The organism is Synechocystis sp. PCC 7509, assembly GCF_000332075.2.
Lineage (GTDB): Bacteria > Cyanobacteriota > Cyanobacteriia > Cyanobacteriales > Chroococcidiopsidaceae > Aliterella.
Window position 1 is genome coordinate 1,331,836 of sequence record NZ_ALVU02000001.1, and the last position, 19,352, is coordinate 1,351,187.

Consider the following 19,352-nt stretch of genomic DNA (forward strand, 5'->3'; position numbering starts at 1 on the left):
GTAGAGACATAAAATACAATTCTTCGCAAATCAAAAACATGGAAAGCAAAACGACAAATTTACCACCCGTAGCCACAGCCTACAACGGCAAAGACCGCAATACTTTCTTATTTGGTTGGAATCCTCAAGCTGAGTTATGGAACGGACGCTTGGCGATGATTGGTTTTTTAGCTTATTTACTTTGGGATTTGGCTGGTTACAGTGTAGTTAGAGATTTGTTACATCTAGTAGGCTAACTTTGACATAATAATTTCCAGGAGTAAGCGATCGCCTACTCCTGGAAAATAATTTAATTTAAAGTCAACAATTTTTAATTGAACTTAGGTAATTAGTCCAGACTAAATCAAAAAACTAAGACGGTTTTTTTAACAGCGTCCAAAATTGAGATCCACCACCAGAACGAGGAGAGTAACCAATCGCACCTCCCCAACGCTTAACAGTAATTCGGCAAAAGTAAAGACCTAGCCCAACTTTTCCAACTTTGTTTCTACCTTGAGAAAATTTCTTAAATAAGTTGTTAGCCATCTCTGGCGATACACCTACACCTTCATCCATTACAGAAATTAAAATATTTTGTTGCTGTTGTTGCAATTGGACAATTACAGTAGAGTGCGGTGGGCTATAGCGAAAAGCATTTTCAACTAAATTTGTTAATACTCGATCTAAACGTGATTTTTCACCTACAACTTTCCACTCTTGAGTTGCATCGTTATTTACTACCAAGTTCAAATTAATGTTATTGGCATTAAAGTTAGGTAGTAATGCTTCTATTACATCTTTCGCACAAACCAGAGCATCGGGTGCTTGTTCTGGATCGACGGTAAAAACTTCTAATGATTCTACTTCCGCCGAAAAAGCATTTAATATATCTTTAATCAGGTTCTCTTGTTTGATCGCTTGTTTTTTACCTGTTTTTAAATATTCTATTCCTTTCAAAGTTAAATTTTGAAAGCTAAGGAGATCGAAGCAGCATTTAATTGCTGTTAATTGTCCCGCTAAATCGTGGATAATACAGTGAATTAAAATTTCTTTTTTCTGTATTTCTTTTACTAATTTTTGATAATCTAGATTACTTTCTCGACATTTTTGGATCAAAAATTGCTTTTCTTGATAAGCTTCCTCCACTAAGGAAATCAACAATATTTTTGTATTTTTTAAGCATAAAACTGAAGCTTCAAAATGGTATTCGTTCCCCGCTTCGTCTACTTCAGTCCATAGCGGCGATTGAAGTTTTTGACTGCTGTTACTTGCCCAAAATTCTCCGGCATCAATCATGAAATTTTCCAGAAAAGGAAACTTTGTTTTTGGGTCTAGCTTTTGCTGTTCTGTTGCTTCTGGATAAAATTTAATAAACCAACTGGGAATTGTGCCAACCATTTTAAAATAACCGTCAGCTAATAATTCCAGAACAACTATGTCTAAGGCGGCAAAAAGGTCATATTCAATAGTTTTAATCATTACTTTGTCCTACAAGAATAAGTCTTTATTGATGCAGAAGCTGCTGATTTTATATTTGTTGATTCCAAAAAATATTTTTGCATATCATTAATTCTATTAAACGTATTTTCATCAATTAAAATTTCTCTAGGCTTGACCTTACTTTTTAAGTGTGTCGATAAATCGACGGGATGTCCAATAGCAAAAAAAGTTTTATTGGCTTTACTCCCAATTAATCCCAAGGCTACAAAGCCAGAAGTAATAGTAATTCCAACCTCAAGGTTTATATCTGGTTGTCGTCGGTGGTTTATTTCTTGAATAAATTTGAGTATTTGAAATGCGGTGGCGATCGCTTGCACTGGAGGATAGCCTGTAGAAGGCAAAATGCCAAACAAGCTAATTGTAGTATCTCCGATTATTTTATCAATCATTCCAGCTTCATCGAGAACTGATTGAACTATAGAAGATAAATAAAGATTCAAAGTTTTTAATGTTTGTTCTGGCGAATTATGTTCGCTATAAGCAGTAAAATCGCAAATTTTGGTAGACAATATAGTAATATCACGGCGATCGCCTTGCTCGTTTAGAGTTAGTAAGCCTTGAGCTAAATTTTCTTTTACTTCTTTACCAAAATAATGATTAATTATTTTAGCTTGTTGGCTTCTAAGTAAACTAAGATCGTTGCCTTTTTGTTGCATCAACTGATAGCGATCGCGCTCAATACGTACATCTAATAGCAATACCCAATCGCCTTGATTGCTGGGAAACATATGTATATCCGCACACATTCCCGGCTCTATATGAGTCGCAGGCAATACTACTGTTGTATTATTTAATGGTAGTAGTCCTTCTAATAAAATAAATTGTTTGCATCCCAGTTTTCCTATTTGCAGATTATCGATCCCATAAGCTGACAAATTGCCACCCCATTCTAATAAATAGCCATCTTTTGTTAATAAAAGATAGGCAAGAGAGCGGTTTTCTAAAATTAAGTTACTTAGGTAATTAAGAATTGCTGCCGGGATATCATTACTCATCACTTCTCCAACATTTTTTCGGTTAAACTTAAAAATGCTTGTTCTACACCCAACCCAGTTTTTGCACTACTTTTAATTATTATCCACCCCTTTTCTATAAGTTCATTTATCATCAAATCTTCAATTTCCCAATCTTCTGTTAAATCGTACTTGTTTAGTAATAAAATAAAGGGAACTTGACCGATAGCTGTCTCTACTCTTTTTTGTAAACACAAAGCTCTTTCTAACGTGTGTTTGCGCGTACCATCTACTACTAAAAAATAACCCGAAGCACCGCGCAAGTAAGACATTTGAATTTTTTGAAATTCATCTTCGCCGTGAATGTCCCATAAAATTAAAGTTACTTCTTGTTTATTTAATTGAACGGTTTTTTTGTCAATTTTTACTCCTACAGTAGAATGATAAATATCGGAATATATACTTTTGACAAAACGTGCCACTAGGCTAGTCTTTCCGGTAGCAAAAGCTCCTACCATACAAATTTTTTTCTGAATCATTGATTATTGAGTTTTGAATTTATCAGTTAAAAAAACTTTAAAGGTAACCCTGCGATTAATCTCTTGTTGAGACATAGTATCTTTCGCAAGTAAAGGTTGTTTTGTACCTACCCCGACAGCAGTAATATCTGTACTAATTAATCCTTGAGCTTTTAGGTAAGATAAGATCGTATAAGCGCGGTTTTGACTCAATAGTAAGTTTTTGTCTTCTGCACCACTATAACTTGTATGTCCGATAATTTGAATTTGGGCATTTTTGTTGTGCAAAGGTGCAGCGCTAGATATTTTATTGAGTTCCTGGACTAAAAGGCTTATTCGTGGTTCTTGTCCAGCTATAAGTTTACTATTTCCCAATTGAAAAATAAAAATTTGTTTTTCTATATTTTGTTTAAGTATTTGTAACTGTTGGTAATCTATTTGAATTAAATTGCGATCGTTATAATTAGTAATTCCCGGAATAGCTTTTACTAACTTTTGAGTATCAACAATCCATTTTTGATTGGCAGAACCTTGAGCAGATAGTACGCCATTATTGTCTATTTTTAATAATACTGTGGGCGGCGGCTTAAGGATTTGATAAACTCTAGCAATAAATATACTTGGTTCAAAAGATAAGTAAGGCTCCCAATGACTAACAACGGCTTGAGGATTGATTTTTGCCGATTGTAAAATCAAGAGCGGATCGGCGGCTAAAGGATCTCGTAATCCCGACAGTTGATATTTCCCATGACGTTTTTCAAAACCAGTAACTACCATCCCTGGCTGCTGATTTAATTTTTCAATGTAAGCTATCCAACGTTGGTTTTCTTGATAAGCAATAAACCCCCAAGCGGCTAGAGCCACAACTATAGAACCAGCTAATATTGGTAGAAGGGGAGAACCTTTTTCTTTTTTGATTGCATACTGAGCTTGCAAGCATTCTTCTAAATATTCTCTACTAGCTTCAAAGGGTTCATTATCACCATCAAAAGCTGCAAGTTGAGGATGAAAATCATTATGAATTTTTCCAATTACATCTTGAAAAACTAGCCTTAATTCTTGGGGGGCATTTCCTCGAATTACCCCTGCCAAAATTGCTTCAGAACCTTCTTCAATCCAAATAGTTAGTTCTCCAAACCGCAAAGTTTCTAAGCCTTCGCCTTGCTGGACATGAAAAGAATCTTGAACAAAATCTTGAATAGCTCTAAGCATGGCGGAAACTAAGTCAGCATCTTGAGCCGCTACCAATTCTACAACAATATGTTGCAATACTAAGCTAGTGTTTTTGTGAATCAGAAATACTTGCTCGACGCGATAAAGAAGCGTGCGCAGTAAAACTACTTCAGCAAAAGATTTACCTGTTTGTTTTGCTTCTAATCGCCATTTAAAACTTTGTGGAGATAAGCTATGTTCTAGAGTTTGATTTAAAGATTGAACTAAGGTACTAATTGCCACATGAATAGCTTTGCGGATGGCGGGCCCAATCACAGGAAAAATAGCATTGGCAACAATATTGATATCTTGTTTGACCGATAGTTGCAGAGCTTCTTCAATAGTTGGTAATAAAGCTTTTGTAAGTTTTTGCTGTCGTTGCAACGACAGCAAAATAAGTGCTTCGGGAAGTACACTGCTTAAATCTTCCGCATATAGCTGAGGATTGTCTAAACGCTCTTGCAATCTATCTAGTTGAATTTGCTCTGGATTAAATAGCAATTGACGCAGTTGAGCTAAGGCGGCTTCGTTGGGATCGTTGCTGGGTGGTAATTTGCCGTTGTTTTCCTGGGGAATTACTTCGCGCCGTTGAATAGCATCTTCTGCGGAGCTTGGGGTAGTTTGTGCTGGTTCGTTAATTAATAGCAAATTTCTTAACTGAGAAATCGTTTCTTCCTCTGGGTTAATTTCTGGCTGAGACTGGGGATTTAAGAGCAAATTCCGCAATAGCGCGATCGCTTCCTCATCGGTAGCTGGGGAATTAAAAGCATCATTAGAGGAATAGTTAGTCAATGCCCTAGCACCTAAAATTAAATTGGCGGACACAATTGGTTAAATTGAAAAACCCCTTTGTACTAGCCTAGCCAGATTGAGCGCTAGGCTTAGTAAAGCCTGACAAATTGTTATTGAGGCTTTTCAAATTTATTCATTTAATTGCATAGCTACTTGCGTCAATAATGCCGCCAAAGTCGAACGATCGGCTTTATCGCTGCGCAATTCCTGAAATTCTCTATTCACGGCACTTAGTATAGATTCATACTTTTGCCGCATATCATCATCTAGATTTTTTGACTGATCGAGAATCTGTTGGCGTAATTCTCGCTGTCTTTGGTTGCTTTGTTCGTCTAATTGTCCAATTTTTTTCTCTAAAGATTTGGTTGTATCTTTAACTTCTTGAGCAACTTCTTTAGTTGTTTCATCTCTTTGCAATTGCTCGGTTTTTAATCCTTCGTTTAGTGCCTCTACTTCTTGTTTAATATACATTTCCAGGGAGTCTAAACGCTTTTTAACGTCGTCCCGGATGCTACCAAGCTCGTTTACTAAACGATCTTCTAGACGATTAAATCTTTTTTCATAATCTCGCATTTGCCCGCCAAAGAGAATATCGCGGACTTTATCTAAGTTGCCTCCACCTGCTAAATCGGTAGCAGAAAGTTGAGATTTATTCACTCCTTGCATTTGTCCAGATTTTGATGGTTCTACTGCAATATAAGTAATGTGTTCGTCTTCGGAATTATTCATGATTTTTACTTTTTTTTGAGTTGGTTCGCGTTCAGGGCTTTGTTGTTCTACTACTACGTAAGTGATGTATTCATCTTCAGAATTATTCATGTATTTGGATCTCAGTTAAGGGTTTTTAATATAATTTTTAATTTTTATATGCTCCTGTGGGGGTGTATTATTTTAACCACTTTTCCTGAATATTTTTTGCTTGCACGGCAGCTTAAAAAGGTAATACTACGTTGTCAACTAGAATAGCCCATTCTAGAGAAATCGCTATACTTCCGCTAGGTAAAATACTTGTATATATGTGACAAAAATTAGTAACAACAAATTAACTCTTTACCTTAACTGAGGTTGGACAGGATTATCTCTAGGCAAGTAATACATCTGTCTACGTATATTATTTTTTACTTATTGTTTTAAGTTACCAAATAATGAATCCCATAAAAACAAGCATGGCAAAAGTAAGTTTTGCCATGCCTCAGTAATATTACTTGAATTTTGCTATTCTTAAGCTACATTTTCCAGCGTTGGAGCGAAGGATATAGGAGCAAAGCTACCGTGCAAACCGTAGGGGATATGATGCTTGAGGTGTAGTCGAGCGATCGCGCCTTTATGCAAATCCAGAGCATCGAGAATCACTACATCTGAGCGATGATGAGCAGAATCATAAACTATTGTCAGCAACCAGCCATCATCTTCACTTTTACCATCAGGACGGGCGACAAAAATTGGTTCGCTGACATAGCCACGAGGAGCTACACTCCACAATTGACGCTCTTTTGACTCCAAATCGATTTTTAAGATTGCTTGCAAAGGAGCATTACCTGCTTCGCCATCGGCTGCACCCATATACAAGTAGCGATAAGGACGACCGACGTTTTGAGGGTGAATACTTGGAAACTCACAGCAACGGCTTTCTATTTGCTCCCGCGATACGGTTTTGTCGCTCAAATTTAGATGAAACCGCCATAATTGACCAGGTGAGAGCGCATCAAAATCAACCTGACGAAAATCGCTTTGAGGTTCTACTTCAGGGAATGATTCGTAGCAAATAGAATCAATATAAATATCTTTATTTTGCTCAAAAGCATTGGCGTGGTGGAATACGAAACCAGAATGAGTTTCCAGCACCTGGACGGATTTTTTGCTGTCGCGGGGAATCACAATTATCCGCGTTGGTTGATGGGGTTGAAACTTGATACATTCTGCTGCGCCACGCATTCCCAAAACAAAAGGAATGGGGTTAAAAGCAACGGGATTTTGGAAAAATAGGCAGTAGTTGGGGGTAATGGCAAAATCGTGGATAAAGGCAAAGCCAGGGACGCTATGAGCGTGTTGTCTAATAACTTCTCCCTTGGGGTTGAGTTCAAAAATAGTAATAGTTGTTGATAATCCTGGCTTGATCGAAAAGTTGACTAAGCTTGGTTCGTTATTGTCAAACTGGGAATGAGGATCGAAGCGGGGATGAGCCGCAAAAGCTTCACCATCAGCCAATACACCGTTAAAGGACTCTTTACCCAAAGTTTCTAGAGTATAAGGATCGAGGCGATGAGGATCGGCGGCTTCCCACAATGCTAGAAGTTTATCACCCCAGTAAATAACGTTAGTATTGGCAATATTTTTGAGGCGCAAATCAAAAGCATTTGCTAACCACCCGCCGGGTTTTTGAGTACCAAATACGCCGCGATAGAGGATTTTTTGGGCTTTTTGTTCTTCAACGTAGGCAGTAGTACGAATAAAACAGTTGCGGAAATAGGCGCGACCATTGGAAAATGCGATCGCAGCTATCATCCCGTCGCCATCAAAAGGGTGGTGGATGTGATGACCGTTAACGTCTAGTAAGCCTGGCCCGTTACGAAATAAAGTACCGTTAAGTTCGGGGGGAATTTTCCCTTCAATATCTTCTACCCAGTAATCTAGTTCTTGTGTAACTGATTCGTAACCTTTTTGCCAATCTTGGCGATCGTAGGAGTTGAGGGGGACGGTAGAGGCTCTTTCGTGGAGTTGCATAGGTAAAGGTAGATTGCTAATCAATAGATTCGTTTACTGGCTCTTTCATTAAGTCTTTGGGGACAAATTCAGGCATCCACTCAGGGATAATACCCTTTTGGTGAGTGGAGATTGCTTCACTGGGTAAGGCTGGGGAGGCTTCTTTGTCCGGTAGCCAGTTAAGGAAAGGTAGTGGTAACAAGGTTGAAAGATTGGCGATAATTACCAAAATCCATAAGTTGTCAAAGTTGTTTTGAGCTATACCTAGTAGGTGCATTAAGCCTGCTCCTAGTTGGTAGGAAACCATCGAGGCGAGGTTAGAGACGGACATTAGCAAAGCAAATAAAGTTGCTTCGACTCCGGGGGGACACAAACGCGCAGCTAATACTAAGACAGGCATATAGGCAATTTGTCCCATTACTGTAAGCACTAAGCTATCACCCAAACTAAACCAGCGATCGCCTATACCCAAATTGCGGTTAGCATGAGTTACAAGCAGCAGCATAGTCATACCCAAAACTGCCGACAACAAGGTACTCCAGCCGAAAATAACTCGAAAAGGTACAGTTTTGAGGAAACGCTGAAATATCCAAATCCCGACTATAGAGGCAATACTTGTAACTAGGCGCACTCTACCTAAAAATTCTGGTGGAAACCCTAATTCGTTGGTGGTGAAGAAGAAAAACGCCGCGTCCGCCGTAGGGGTAGCTTGCCAAATAAATACAAAGGCGGTAGGTAGGCAAATTGATTTTTGGGAAATGGCTTGGCGCAGTTGTTTAATTTGATCTTTAACGGTTAACCAGTTGTGGTTGACTGATTCGGTTACTTTTTGTACTGGTACTTCGGAGATAAACCAGGCGGCGGCGGAAACAATTAGGGGAAATAAGGCGGTAATCCCAAATACTGTGCGGGTTGTGAAATGCTCCAGAAGTAAGCCGCTAAAGTAAGCCGTAATTAAGCTACCTACCGCCGTAGTACCCCAACAAAGCGCTTGCAAAGATCCAGCTTCTGCTTGGGATTCTACTCTAGCTCTTTCTACTACCAGTGAATCTACAATTACATCGCTAATGGCAACCGATAGAGAACCAAGAGCGATCGCACAAGTTGCCGCAATGGGAGAGTGTACAACGGTGGCTAAAGCAATCCAGGACACTGTACCAATGATTCCTGATAATACTAAATAAGGTCGCCGCCGATAACCAAATATTGGCAATCCATCCGACAAGAAGCCAAATAGGGGCTTGATAATCCAAGGTAAGGCGACAATCCCAAATAAGGCAGATACGTTAGCAGGACTTAAGCCTAGTTCGTCTTTGAGAAAGAAGCTAACGGCTAACCGCGCTAATCCTAAAATACCTTGAACAAAATATACAGTAAGAATGGCGATTAACTCGGTGCTTGGTTGTTGACCGAAGAAAATTTTTTCTTTTACTGAGTCTTTGACCTTGGACAAGCCAGAGGAGGAAATCAGCATTGATTAATATTTTTTAAGAATTATCGACTTTTATATCATATCTAACCTAATCGAAAACCACTGCTAAAAGAACTATATCTATCTGCTACGCCATTTTGAGCCAATCAAATAGGAGCGCGAGTAGTATAAAGCTCTAAACCCACGATACCTAATCTTCAAAGAAGCGAAACACTTTTCCGGAAACTTACAAACTTTTTTACAAAAATTAAAGTCGACTCATGATTGAGTCGGAAGCAGTTAAAAACAAAAACTTCTCTCGCCAATTACCGCAGGGCTTGCGGGAGCTGGAAGTCTAAGTCTGTAGAGCGAACCTAACACCAGAAAGTGCTTTTTAAGCATAGAAACAGTTGCGAAATATCCACATTTGGAAAGAAGCAAAAACCTAAATTGTGTTGGCGCAGCGAGGCTTTAGCCTGGCTTAGGAATCCCTAACCTCAGCATCTTTGTGGGTTAGGGAGGATGTCAATCACACAGCAAAATGTATGTGGCTTTCGTTACTAGGGGTCTATAGAACAATGTGCTATTGATTACACTTTTAGCACTATAGATTTTTCTACCCTTTAACGATCGCTCCAAAATCTCCTAAAACGCGGGAGTGATTTCTTAGTAAACCCAATAAATTCAAGCGGTTTTGTTTAATATCTGGGTCATTATCCATCACAAGTACGCTATCTTCCCCGTCAAAAAACTTACTGACTGTTGGCGCAATCTCACCAATGGCTTCAACTAATTGTTGATAATTGCGATCGCGCTTTGCAGCTTGAGTTTGCGGTACTAATTGCACCAAACCCTCATAAAAAGCCGATTCTGAGGACTTTTGAAACAAATCTGGGTTTACAACTCCTGCGGGGTTTAATTGGTTTGTATCTAAGTTACCTTGTACAGCTAAACGAGTAGAACGGTTGACAGTTTCGTAGATTTTCTCTAAGGTGCGATTGTTGCGGATAGTTTGTAAAAATAGAGCGCGGTTTCGTACATCCAATAAATCTGTTAATGCACGCAAGTTATATTCTGCGTCATTTTCATTGCAAGCGGCGTTTACTAAATCGTAGTCAATGGCGCGCTCATCTTGTAATTGGTTGCGGATTCTTTGGATAAAAAACTCTTGTAACTGTACCTTAGTTTCATCGCTGGCAACTTGTTGTAGCAACGCATCTAAGTTAATTGGTAAGTTTGCCATCCAAATAATATTAACAATGGCATTAGCTGCACGGCGCAAAGCAAAAGGATCTGATGAACCCGTTGGTAACATCCCTAGTCCAAATATACTAACTAAAGTATCTAACCTGTCTGCAATCCCCACAACTTGACCAGGTAAGGATTGTGGCATTATATCCCCAGCGTTTCTAGGTAAATAATGCTCTTCAATAGCTGTAGCTACGGCGGCGGATTCTCCACTTGCTAAAGCATACTTTTGTCCCATTATTCCCTGCAATTCAGGGAATTCATACACCATTTGGGTAACTAAATCGGCTTTACACAACAAAGCTGCGCGTTCAATCTCTTGACTTTCTGGTGCGTTTAATTGCTTGTTAATTAACTGAGTAATCCTAACTATGCGATCTACTTTATCTCTAACCGAGCCTAAATCTTCTTGAAACGTCACCTTTTCCAGCTTTGGCAAATAACTGTCTAAAGGCTTGGCTAAATCGGCATTATAGAAAAACTGACCATCGGCTAACCTAGCGCGAATAACTCTTTCATTTCCCGCAGCAATAATATCGCTTTTAAGCGGATCGCCATTAGAAACGGTAATAAAATAAGGTAATAAAGTATCAACCGATTGGGTTTTATTGGCGCTGACTCCTGACAAATTCCCGCTAACGGCTTTAAAAACTGGAAAATAACGCTGATGAGTCACCATTACCGTTGTAATTACTTCCGGTGGTAAATGTAAAAATTCTTCGTCAAACTTCCCCACAACGGCGGAAGACCATTCGACTAAATTTGTAACTTCTGCTAATAATTCTGGATAATTAGCTAAATGACCGCCCAAATTTCGCGCCGCCGAATCAACTTGTTCTTGAATTTTAGTAGTACGTTCTTTTTCGTCTACATCGACAAATGCCGATCGCAAACTACTAACATAATCACTAGCATTGTTTAGAGTTACAGGTTTTGGATGTAAGACGCGATGACCGGAAGTTGTGCGATCGCTTTTTATTGTCTCTGAACCGTTAACTAACTCAATGGGCAATACTGTATCATCAAGCAAAGCAACTAATCTTTCAATCCGGCGGGGAAACTTCAAATCGCCATCTCCCCAACGCATAAACCTTTTACCTTCTAGCTGTAATATCCACCCAGTCGCAATTTCTGCTAATATTTCCGACGTTTCTCGTCCGGGGATAGTTTGACGAGTAAAGACAAAATCCCCCTTATCTGTAGCCCGAATTTCTAATGCTTCTACTTCTACACCCTGCTTTTTGGCAAAACCTAAAGCGGCGGGAGTTGGTTTACCATCAATAAAAGCCGCTCCCGATGGTGGCCCTTTAACCTCACTTTCTCGATTTGGTTGTTTAGTTGGCAAACCTGTAACTAATACCGCCAACCGTCGAGGAGTAGCGTAAACTTCCACTGATTGAGTAGCAAGACTATTTTGAGTCAAACTTTGGGGAATAAGTACGCGCCATTGCTGCAACGCATCCGCAACAAAGCTTGCGGGTAGTTCTTCTGTACCAACTTCTAATAAAAAATCAGACATATAAAGTTTAATAGCTAATTAAAATAGTTTACCTGTAATGGCAGACGCGCTTAGAGGACAAGTTAAAAGTCTTTGCTTATGTTGCAGTTTTACCGGAAAAATAGATGATTGCCTTCTAGATGGCACAAAGGCGAGATCCCACAATAGTTAAAGTACGATCTCAAATTCTCTCTTAGGTATGAAGACAGTAAAGCAATTTATATTTGTAGTGTTTTTGTAGTATTTAAGCTACATTAAATACTGAGGTTAAAGTATTATTTTTGCCAAATGCTCCTAACGATCGCAACTACCCATAAACCTGCAACCGATTTAGGCTATTTGTTGCACAAACACCCAGATAAATTACAGTCTTTTAGTTTGTCTTTCGGTCAAGCTCACGTATTTTACCCGGAAGCAAGTAGCGATAGTTGTATGGCGGCTTTGCTTTTAGATGTAGATCCGGTAGGATTGGTAAGAAAGAAGGGCAACGAAGGGTTAGAGCAATATGTAAACGATCGCCCTTATGTGGCATCATCATTTTTGAGTGTAGCGATTTCTCAAGTATTTGGGAGTGCTTTGGCTGGACGTTGCAAAGATAAACCCGAACTTACGCAAATACCAATACCTTTAATTGCAAAGCTTACTACTGTCCCTTCTCGTGGTGGTGAAGCTTTATTGCAGAGCTTGTTTGCACCTTTAGGTTATACGATAAAGTGCGATCGCACTATTTTAGATGCTAAGTTTCCCCAGTGGGGCGAAAGTTATTACTACAACATCGAACTGCATCATACTATCCCTTTACAAGAGCTTTTATCGCATCTCTACGTTTTGATTCCCGTTTTGGACGATGAGAAACACTACTGGGTAGGAGAAGATGAAGTTAATAAATTGCTGCGTCATGGCGAAGGTTGGTTAGCCAAGCATCCCGAACAAAATTTAATTGCTAAACGTTATTTAAAACGCCAAGGGCGCTTAGTTCGTTCGGCTTTGACACAATTAGTAGAAGATAATATTGATAATACCGAGCAACACGAACAAGAAGAAGCCGTAGTTGAGGAACGCATTAGCCTTAACAAACAACGTTTAGCAGCAGTTTTAGGGGTGTTAAAGCAGCATGGAGCGGCAAAAGTAATAGATTTGGGGTGCGGTGAGGGCAAGCTGTTAAAAGAGCTATTAATAGACAAAAGTTTTAAGGAAATTGTCGGGGTAGATGTATCTCATCGGGCTTTGGAAATTGCTACAGAAAGACTGCATTTAGAACGTATGCCGAGTATGCAGCGCGATCGCATTAAACTATTACAAGGATCGCTTACTTACCGCGATAAACGGTTGTGTGGGTACGATGCAGCAACGGTAGTAGAAGTAATCGAGCATTTAGATATAGCGCGTCTGGCGACTTTTGAGCGCGTACTTTTTGAATTTGCAAAACCCAATATGGTAGTTGTAACAACACCAAATGTAGAGTACAACGTCAAGTTTGACACTTTACCTGCGGGAAAACTGCGCCACAAAGATCATAGATTTGAATGGACGCGCTTAGAGTTTCAACAATGGGGAAATAAAGTAGCAGAAAAATATAATTATTCAGTGCAATTTTTGCCTATAGGTGATGAAGATGCAGAAGTAGGAGCGCCGACACAAATGGCGGTATTTAATAAATAATTTACCTAAAAAATCCTGATACTTGCAAGTTTATTCAAAAGTTAAATTATAAGCTTATGCCTTTTCAGCAATTGATTGAAATAGCTAAAAATCAGCCTTATCCGTTACTTTTTGCCACTGTTAGCGGGGCGCATTTGTATGGGTTTCCGTCTTCTGATTCCGATTACGATTTGCGCGGTGTTCATATTCTCCCCGTTAAAGAAGTTATCGGGCTTGATATTGGGAGAGAAACTATTGAAGTTGCTGAATTTCAAAGAGATTTAGAACTAGATTTAGTAACCCATGATGTTAAAAAATTCTTTGCTATGCTGTTGAAAAAAAACGGTTATGTTTTAGAACAATTGTATTCACCTTTAATAGTACATACTACGCCAGAGCATGAAGAATTAAAAATACTTGCTCGTCAATGTATCACCCGTTATCACGTTCACCATTACTTAGGTTTTGCTCAAAGTCAATGGCAGCTTTTTTCTAAACAAAATCTACCAAAAATTAAACCTTTACTGTACATTTATCGAGTATTGCTAACAGGCATTTATTTAATGAAGACAGGCACTTTAGAAACCAATTTATTAGAGTTAAATAAAATGTTTAACTTGACTTATCTCGCTGACTTAATTGCTTGTAAAATATCAGGAGCGGAAAAAGCAGTATTATCAAATATTGATTTAATATTTCATCAGCAAGAATACGAGCGTTTATGTAGTGAATTAAAAGAGGCTAGTCAAAATAGTAATTTGCCAGAAACTCCCAATTGCAAAGATGAGTTAAACGATTTGCTTATTCGGATCAGATTCCAGTTTTTACAGTAAGAAAATATGAAAATTACCATACCCGAACTATCTTTAGTTGTCCTCATCGGCGCTTCTGGCGCTGGAAAGTCTAGCTTTGCTAAAAAACACTTTAAACCTACAGAAGTTATATCATCCGATTTTTGCCGAGGATTGATTTGCGATGATGAGAATAATCAAGCAGTTAGTAAAGATGCTTTTGCTGTTGTCCACTATATCGCCGCCAAAAGATTAGCCGCCGGAAAGTTGACAGTTGTTGATGCTACTAATGTCCAAAAAGAAGACCGAAAACACTTATTAGAGTTAGCGAAAGAATATCATTGTTTGCCTGTAGCGATCGCCCTTAATTTACCAGAATACCTTTGTAGCGATCGCAATCAGCACCGCCCAGATCGAAATTTTGGCATTCATGTGATAAAAAGACAACGGGAAGCAATGCGCCAAAGTCTCAAACATCTCAAACGCGAAGGTTTCCGTTATAGCTACATTCTAAATTCTGTAGAAGATATAGAAGCCGTTAGCATTCACCTCCAACCATTGTGGAATAACCGCAAAACTGAGCATGGCCCCTTTGATATTATTGGCGATATACACGGCTGTTGTGATGAATTAGAAGCGCTATTACAAAAGCTAGGCTACGAAGTATCACCACAAAACCATTATTTCCATCCTCAAGGTAGAAAAGCGCTGTTTTTAGGCGATTTGGTAGATAGAGGAAACCGGATTTTAGATACTTTGGCGCTGGTGCAAAATATGGTGGTAGCAGGTACGGCTTTATGCGTTCCCGGCAATCATGACATGAAATTGATGCGGAAATTGCAAGGCAAAAATGTCAAAGTTACGCACGGATTAGATAAAACTCTCGCGGAAATTGATGCTTTACCCGATGATAAGCGCCAACTCTTTTCGCAAGAAACAGTCAAATTTCTCGATTCTCTCATTAGCCACTATGTTCTAGATGACGGTAACTTAGTTGTAGCTCATGCAGGGATGAAAGAAGCCTTGCAAGGACGGGGTTCGGGTAGAGTTAGGGATTTTGCTTTGTATGGCGAAACTACCGGGGAAACAGATGATTTTGGGCTGCCTGTGCGCTACGATTGGTCAGCAGAATATAGAGGAAAAGCGATCGTTGTTTATGGGCATACTCCAGTAGTAGAAGCGCAATGGCTCAATGGTACGATTGATATAGATACAGGCTGTGTCTATGGTGGTAAGTTAACGGCCTTACGTTACCCAGAAAAAGAGTTAATATCGGTTACTGCACAACAGGTTTATTGCGAGTCAACTAAGCCATTTTTGCCTACAGAAGACTTACTAACTACTCAACAACAGTTAGACAATGTTTTAGATATAGACGATGTGTTGGGTAAGCGGATTATTGAGACTCGTTTGCATGGCAGAATTAGTATTAGGGCAGAAAATGCGATCGCAGCCTTGGAAGTTATGAGTCGTTTTGCAGCTAATCCCAAATGGCTAATCTATCTTCCCCCCACTATGTCACCCTGCGAAACCTCCAAGCAGGAAGGTTTACTCGAACATCCATCCCAAGCTTTTAGTTACTACCAAAACCAAGGAGTTTCTCAAGTTATTTGCGAAGAAAAACACATGGGTTCTCGCGCGATAGTAATTGTTTGTCGCAATGAAGAAACCGCAAGAGAGCGTTTTGGGGTAACGGGTGAAGGTATCGGAATTTGCTACACCCGCACCGGAAGGAGGTTTTTTAGCGATGCTGAACTTGAAACTCAAATGCTGGCGAAGGTGCAAAATGCTTTAGAAATATCTGGTTTTTGGGAACAATTCAATACAAATTGGGTATGTCTAGACTGCGAATTAATGCCCTGGTCAGCCAAGGCTCAGGAGCTTTTACAGCGTCAATATGCGGCGGTGGGTAGTGCGGCTAATTCTTCTCTCAATCAGGCAGTGGCAGCCCTGGAAATGGCAGCTAAACGCATAAATGGAATGGAGACATTCTTAACTCATTATCAAAATCGTGCAGAGATGGCGGTGCAATATGTTGAAGCTTATCGGCGTTATTGCTGGCAAGTAGAATCGTTAGCAGACTTGAAACTTGCACCTTTTCATATTTTGGCAACCGAAGGAGAAGTTCACAACGATAAAACTCATGTTTGGCATATGGAAACCTTGGCGCAAATATGCAAAGCCGAACCCGAATTATTATTAGCAACAGCTTATAAGCTAGTAGATGTCAATGACACTGCTACTGGGGTTGCTTGGTGGGAAGAACTTACTAGCATTGGTGGAGAGGGAATTGTAGTTAAACCGTTAGATTTTACCCGTAAAGGCGATGGCGCAGAGCGCCCGCTTCGCGATCGCACTTTAGTCCAACCTGCCGTTAAATGTAGAGGGAAGGAATACTTGCGGATTATTTACGGCGCAGAATATACATTACCAGAGAATTTAGAAAGATTGCGATCGCGTGGTTTATCTAGAAAGCGCTCTTTAGCACTGCGAGAGTTTGCTTTGGGAATGGAATCGTTAGAGCGTTTTACTAAAAAAGAACCTTTGCGCCGCGTCCATGAATGTGTTTTTGGAGTTTTGGCATTAGAAAGCGAACCTGTAGATCCGCGTTTGTAAGGGCGCAATGCTTTGCGCCCTTACTGGGTTTCAGCGACACTTTTAAGCCGTTGCAATTGACTTCTCATATCCATTTTTGTTAAAGAAGCCGCAAATACATTAAAACCCCAGCGAATCATGGGGTTAGGAATTTCAAACTTAAAAGTATTGACTAACAGTGTCCCTTGTAATGTTGGTTTGTATTCCCAAAAGTCGCATCCTTGAAAAAACCCTGTAAATTCCCACACAATTAAGCCGGGTTTTTGTTCTTTAACTACCGCTTCAAGGGTTGGTTTAATTATCGGAATCTTAATTATAAACTTGCTGCGACTGCCTACTTCGGTACTCCATTCGTCCACAGGTTCGCATTTTAGTAACGGGTTAAGCCATTTGTGCATTAATAAGCGGCTTCTTATACAATGCTCTACTACCTGGGGACTAGCATTAATTTCAATTGATTGAACAAACTGCTGAGATGACATAGCCACTTAATAAAATTATTTAGATTTTTAGTAATAAATGTTAGAAAGGTTTTTCATTAAGTATTCCCAATTACCAAAAACTATTAAACAACTTAGTTTTTAACTGTAATTATCTACAAAGATAGATGTGCAACTATCTTTTTCATTATAACTCTGTATAGAGACATATTGTGCTGTATTACTGGTCAACGTAAGGAGTTATTTGTAAAAACAATGAAAGTATTTTTTCCAGTGGTGTGTAATCTTAATTTAAAAAACTCATGAATATAAATTTGCCGGAAATCATACCTAATATGAGTATGAATGTATCAATAAAGACCCAACAATTTGTAGCGCAAATTACGCCAGCGCCAGGAATAGATCCGATTCAACCAAGGGAAGCAGTAGCAAATAGTGTTAATTACGCCCAAAATATTGTTCAACAGCTAATAGCATTTATTCCAAACATACTTGCTGCCGTAGCAATTTTGTTTGTGGGCTTAGTTATTGCCTTTATTGCCAAGGCAATAATTAAAGGACTTCTGAATCGTACTACGATTGATAATCGCATTGCTGCTAGTGTAATGGGTCATGGCGATCGCGGTGACTTGCCCAAAGTTGAAGAATTAATCGGTAGTATTGTTTTTTGGATTGTTATCTTATTTACGGTTGTAGCGGTTTTACAAACACTACAGCTAGAAGTAGTCTCAAGACCACTTGGTACTTTCCTCAATCAAGTAACCGGATTTTTACCAAAATTATTGGGGGCATTAATATTTCTAGGTGTTGCTTGGTTAGTAGCAACGGTAGTTAAGCTGATAACTACACGGGGATTGCAAGCAGCAAGGTTAGATGAGCGCGTAAATCAACAGCCTGCGGGGACGACTCCAGCGCCAAATCAATTATCTCTTAGCGATACGATCGGCAATGCCCTATACTGGTTCATCTTCTTACTATTTTTGATTCCAATTTTAGATACTTTAGGTTTGCAGCAAGCGTTACAGCCTGTACAAAACCTAGTTAGTGAAATTCTCTCAATTTTGCCCAATATTTTAGCCGCCGTGCTAATTGCGGGTGTGGGTTGGTTATTGGCACAAGTAGTGCGCCGGATTGTTACCAACTTACTAGCAACTACCGGAATCGACGGCGCTGGGGAAAGGTTCGGCTTGCGTCGAACGGCGGGAGGACAAACCCTGTCGGGGATTATTGGCACAATTACTTACGTATTGATTTTGATTCCAGTAGCGATCGCAGCGCTCAATGCTTTACAAATTGAGGCGATTTCTGTGCCAGCGATCGCCATGTTGCAACAAATTCTCAATGCTTTACCAGGAATTTTTACCGCCGCATTGATTTTGATTGCTGCATACTTTATCGGGCGTTTTTTGGCAGACTTAGTTACAAGCATCCTCACAAGTTTGGGGTTTAACAACATTTTCTCAGTGCTAGGATTGCCAGCACCCACTAGACAAAGAGTTGTACCACCTCCGGCGGTAATCCCAGCACCAACCACCGGATCGCAAACCAGACTTCAGCCCGAAACAACCGCCGCCCAACAGTTGGTAACTAGAACTCCCTCAGAGCTTGTAGGCATTATTACCTTAGTAGGAATTATGCTATTTGCCACTCTAGCCGCCGTGAATATTTTAAATATTCCTGCCCTTACAACGCTAGTAGGCGGATTGGTGCTGATACTAGGAAAAATCCTATCAGGATTGGTAGTATTTGGCGTTGGTTTATTTTTGGCGAATTTAGTATTCAATATTATTACAAGTTCCGGCGATCGCCAAGCGCAAATATTGGCACAAGTTGCCCGAATTGCCATTATTGCTTTTGTATCAGCTTTAGCACTAAATCAAATCGGGATTGCCAGTGATATTGTCAATCTTGCCTTTGGCTTGCTACTTGGTGCTTTAGCGGTAGCTTTGGCACTGGCTTTCGGTTTAGGTGGACGCGAAATTGCTAAAGAACAAACTAGAGAATTACTAGAGTCTTTTAAACAGCAACGTAATCAGCCACCACGAGTTTAAGATCGAGGAGTAGAGACGTT

14 protein-coding genes are annotated in these 19,352 nt (G+C 39.6%); 5 read left to right on the top strand and 9 right to left on the bottom strand.

All coding sequences use genetic code 11. The annotated features are described in order from the left end of the window. Nucleotides 1-38 precede the first annotated feature (38 nt). Nucleotides 39-236 carry a chlorophyll a/b-binding protein gene (locus SYN7509_RS0206785; protein ID WP_009634431.1) on the top strand — a complete coding sequence of 66 codons (198 nt, stop codon included), beginning with the start codon at nucleotides 39-41 and terminating at the stop codon, nucleotides 234-236. A gap of 115 nt (nucleotides 237-351) precedes the next feature. Here the strand turns inward: SYN7509_RS0206785 and SYN7509_RS0206790 are convergent, their stop codons facing one another. From SYN7509_RS0206790 to glyS, 8 genes are all read right to left on the bottom strand, one after another. After that, entirely contained in the window at nucleotides 352-1,458 is a 1,107-nt protein-coding gene (locus SYN7509_RS0206790) for a sensor histidine kinase (protein ID WP_009634430.1), read from the bottom strand. Beyond that, the gene (locus SYN7509_RS28325; RefSeq protein WP_009634429.1) at nucleotides 1,458-2,474 is read right to left on the bottom strand and encodes an adenylate/guanylate cyclase domain-containing protein; all 1,017 of its coding nucleotides are present in this window, start codon (nucleotides 2,472-2,474) and stop codon (nucleotides 1,458-1,460) included. The genes SYN7509_RS0206790 and SYN7509_RS28325 overlap by 1 nt, the downstream gene beginning before the upstream one ends. Further along, complete coding sequence (locus SYN7509_RS0206800) at nucleotides 2,474-2,971, bottom strand: Rab family GTPase (RefSeq protein WP_009634428.1); 498 nt, start codon at nucleotides 2,969-2,971, stop codon at nucleotides 2,474-2,476. Before SYN7509_RS0206800 ends, SYN7509_RS28325 begins: the two co-directional genes overlap by 1 nt. A 3-nt stretch (nucleotides 2,972-2,974) precedes the next feature. Beyond that, nucleotides 2,975-4,987 (bottom strand): OmpA family protein, encoded by a 2,013-nt coding sequence (locus SYN7509_RS0206805; RefSeq protein ID WP_009634427.1) that lies wholly within the window; start codon nucleotides 4,985-4,987, stop codon nucleotides 2,975-2,977. A gap of 96 nt (nucleotides 4,988-5,083) precedes the next feature. Next, nucleotides 5,084-5,773, bottom strand: coding sequence for a hypothetical protein (locus SYN7509_RS0206810; protein ID WP_009634426.1), 690 nt, complete (start codon nucleotides 5,771-5,773; stop codon nucleotides 5,084-5,086). Nucleotides 5,774-6,175: 402 nt separating this feature from the next. After that, nucleotides 6,176-7,702 carry a carotenoid oxygenase family protein gene (locus SYN7509_RS0206815; RefSeq protein WP_432205680.1) on the bottom strand — a complete coding sequence of 509 codons (1,527 nt, stop codon included), beginning with the start codon at nucleotides 7,700-7,702 and terminating at the stop codon, nucleotides 6,176-6,178. Next, on the bottom strand, nucleotides 7,695-9,131 hold the full coding sequence (locus SYN7509_RS0206820; protein WP_009634424.1) for a folate/biopterin family MFS transporter: 1,437 nt from the start codon (nucleotides 9,129-9,131) through the stop codon (nucleotides 7,695-7,697). Before SYN7509_RS0206820 ends, SYN7509_RS0206815 begins: the two co-directional genes overlap by 8 nt. Before the next feature lie 553 nt (nucleotides 9,132-9,684). Then, complete coding sequence (gene glyS / locus SYN7509_RS0206825) at nucleotides 9,685-11,835, bottom strand: glycine--tRNA ligase subunit beta (RefSeq protein WP_009634423.1); 2,151 nt, start codon at nucleotides 11,833-11,835, stop codon at nucleotides 9,685-9,687. Between the two features lie 267 nt (nucleotides 11,836-12,102). On the opposite strand from glyS, the gene SYN7509_RS0206830 reads away from it, so the two are divergent. From SYN7509_RS0206830 to SYN7509_RS0206840, 3 genes are read left to right on the top strand one after another with little or no spacing between them, the layout of a single operon-like run. Next, nucleotides 12,103-13,476: a 3' terminal RNA ribose 2'-O-methyltransferase Hen1 gene (locus tag SYN7509_RS0206830; protein WP_009634422.1), complete on the top strand. Its 1,374-nt coding sequence runs from the start codon at nucleotides 12,103-12,105 to the stop codon at nucleotides 13,474-13,476. A 56-nt stretch (nucleotides 13,477-13,532) separates the two neighbouring features. Then, entirely contained in the window at nucleotides 13,533-14,288 is a 756-nt protein-coding gene (locus SYN7509_RS0206835) for a nucleotidyltransferase domain-containing protein (RefSeq protein WP_009634421.1), read from the top strand. A gap of 6 nt (nucleotides 14,289-14,294) precedes the next feature. Next, the gene (locus SYN7509_RS0206840) at nucleotides 14,295-16,862 is read left to right on the top strand and encodes a polynucleotide kinase-phosphatase (RefSeq protein WP_009634420.1); all 2,568 of its coding nucleotides are present in this window, start codon (nucleotides 14,295-14,297) and stop codon (nucleotides 16,860-16,862) included. A gap of 20 nt (nucleotides 16,863-16,882) precedes the next feature. Here the strand turns inward: SYN7509_RS0206840 and SYN7509_RS0206845 are convergent, their stop codons facing one another. After that, the gene (locus SYN7509_RS0206845; RefSeq protein ID WP_009634419.1) at nucleotides 16,883-17,323 is read right to left on the bottom strand and encodes an SRPBCC family protein; all 441 of its coding nucleotides are present in this window, start codon (nucleotides 17,321-17,323) and stop codon (nucleotides 16,883-16,885) included. A gap of 260 nt (nucleotides 17,324-17,583) precedes the next feature. Here SYN7509_RS0206845 and SYN7509_RS0206850 point away from each other — a divergent pair, with 260 nt between their 5' ends. Further along, complete coding sequence (locus SYN7509_RS0206850; protein WP_009634418.1) at nucleotides 17,584-19,332, top strand: mechanosensitive ion channel; 1,749 nt, start codon at nucleotides 17,584-17,586, stop codon at nucleotides 19,330-19,332. Nucleotides 19,333-19,352 lie beyond the last annotated feature (20 nt).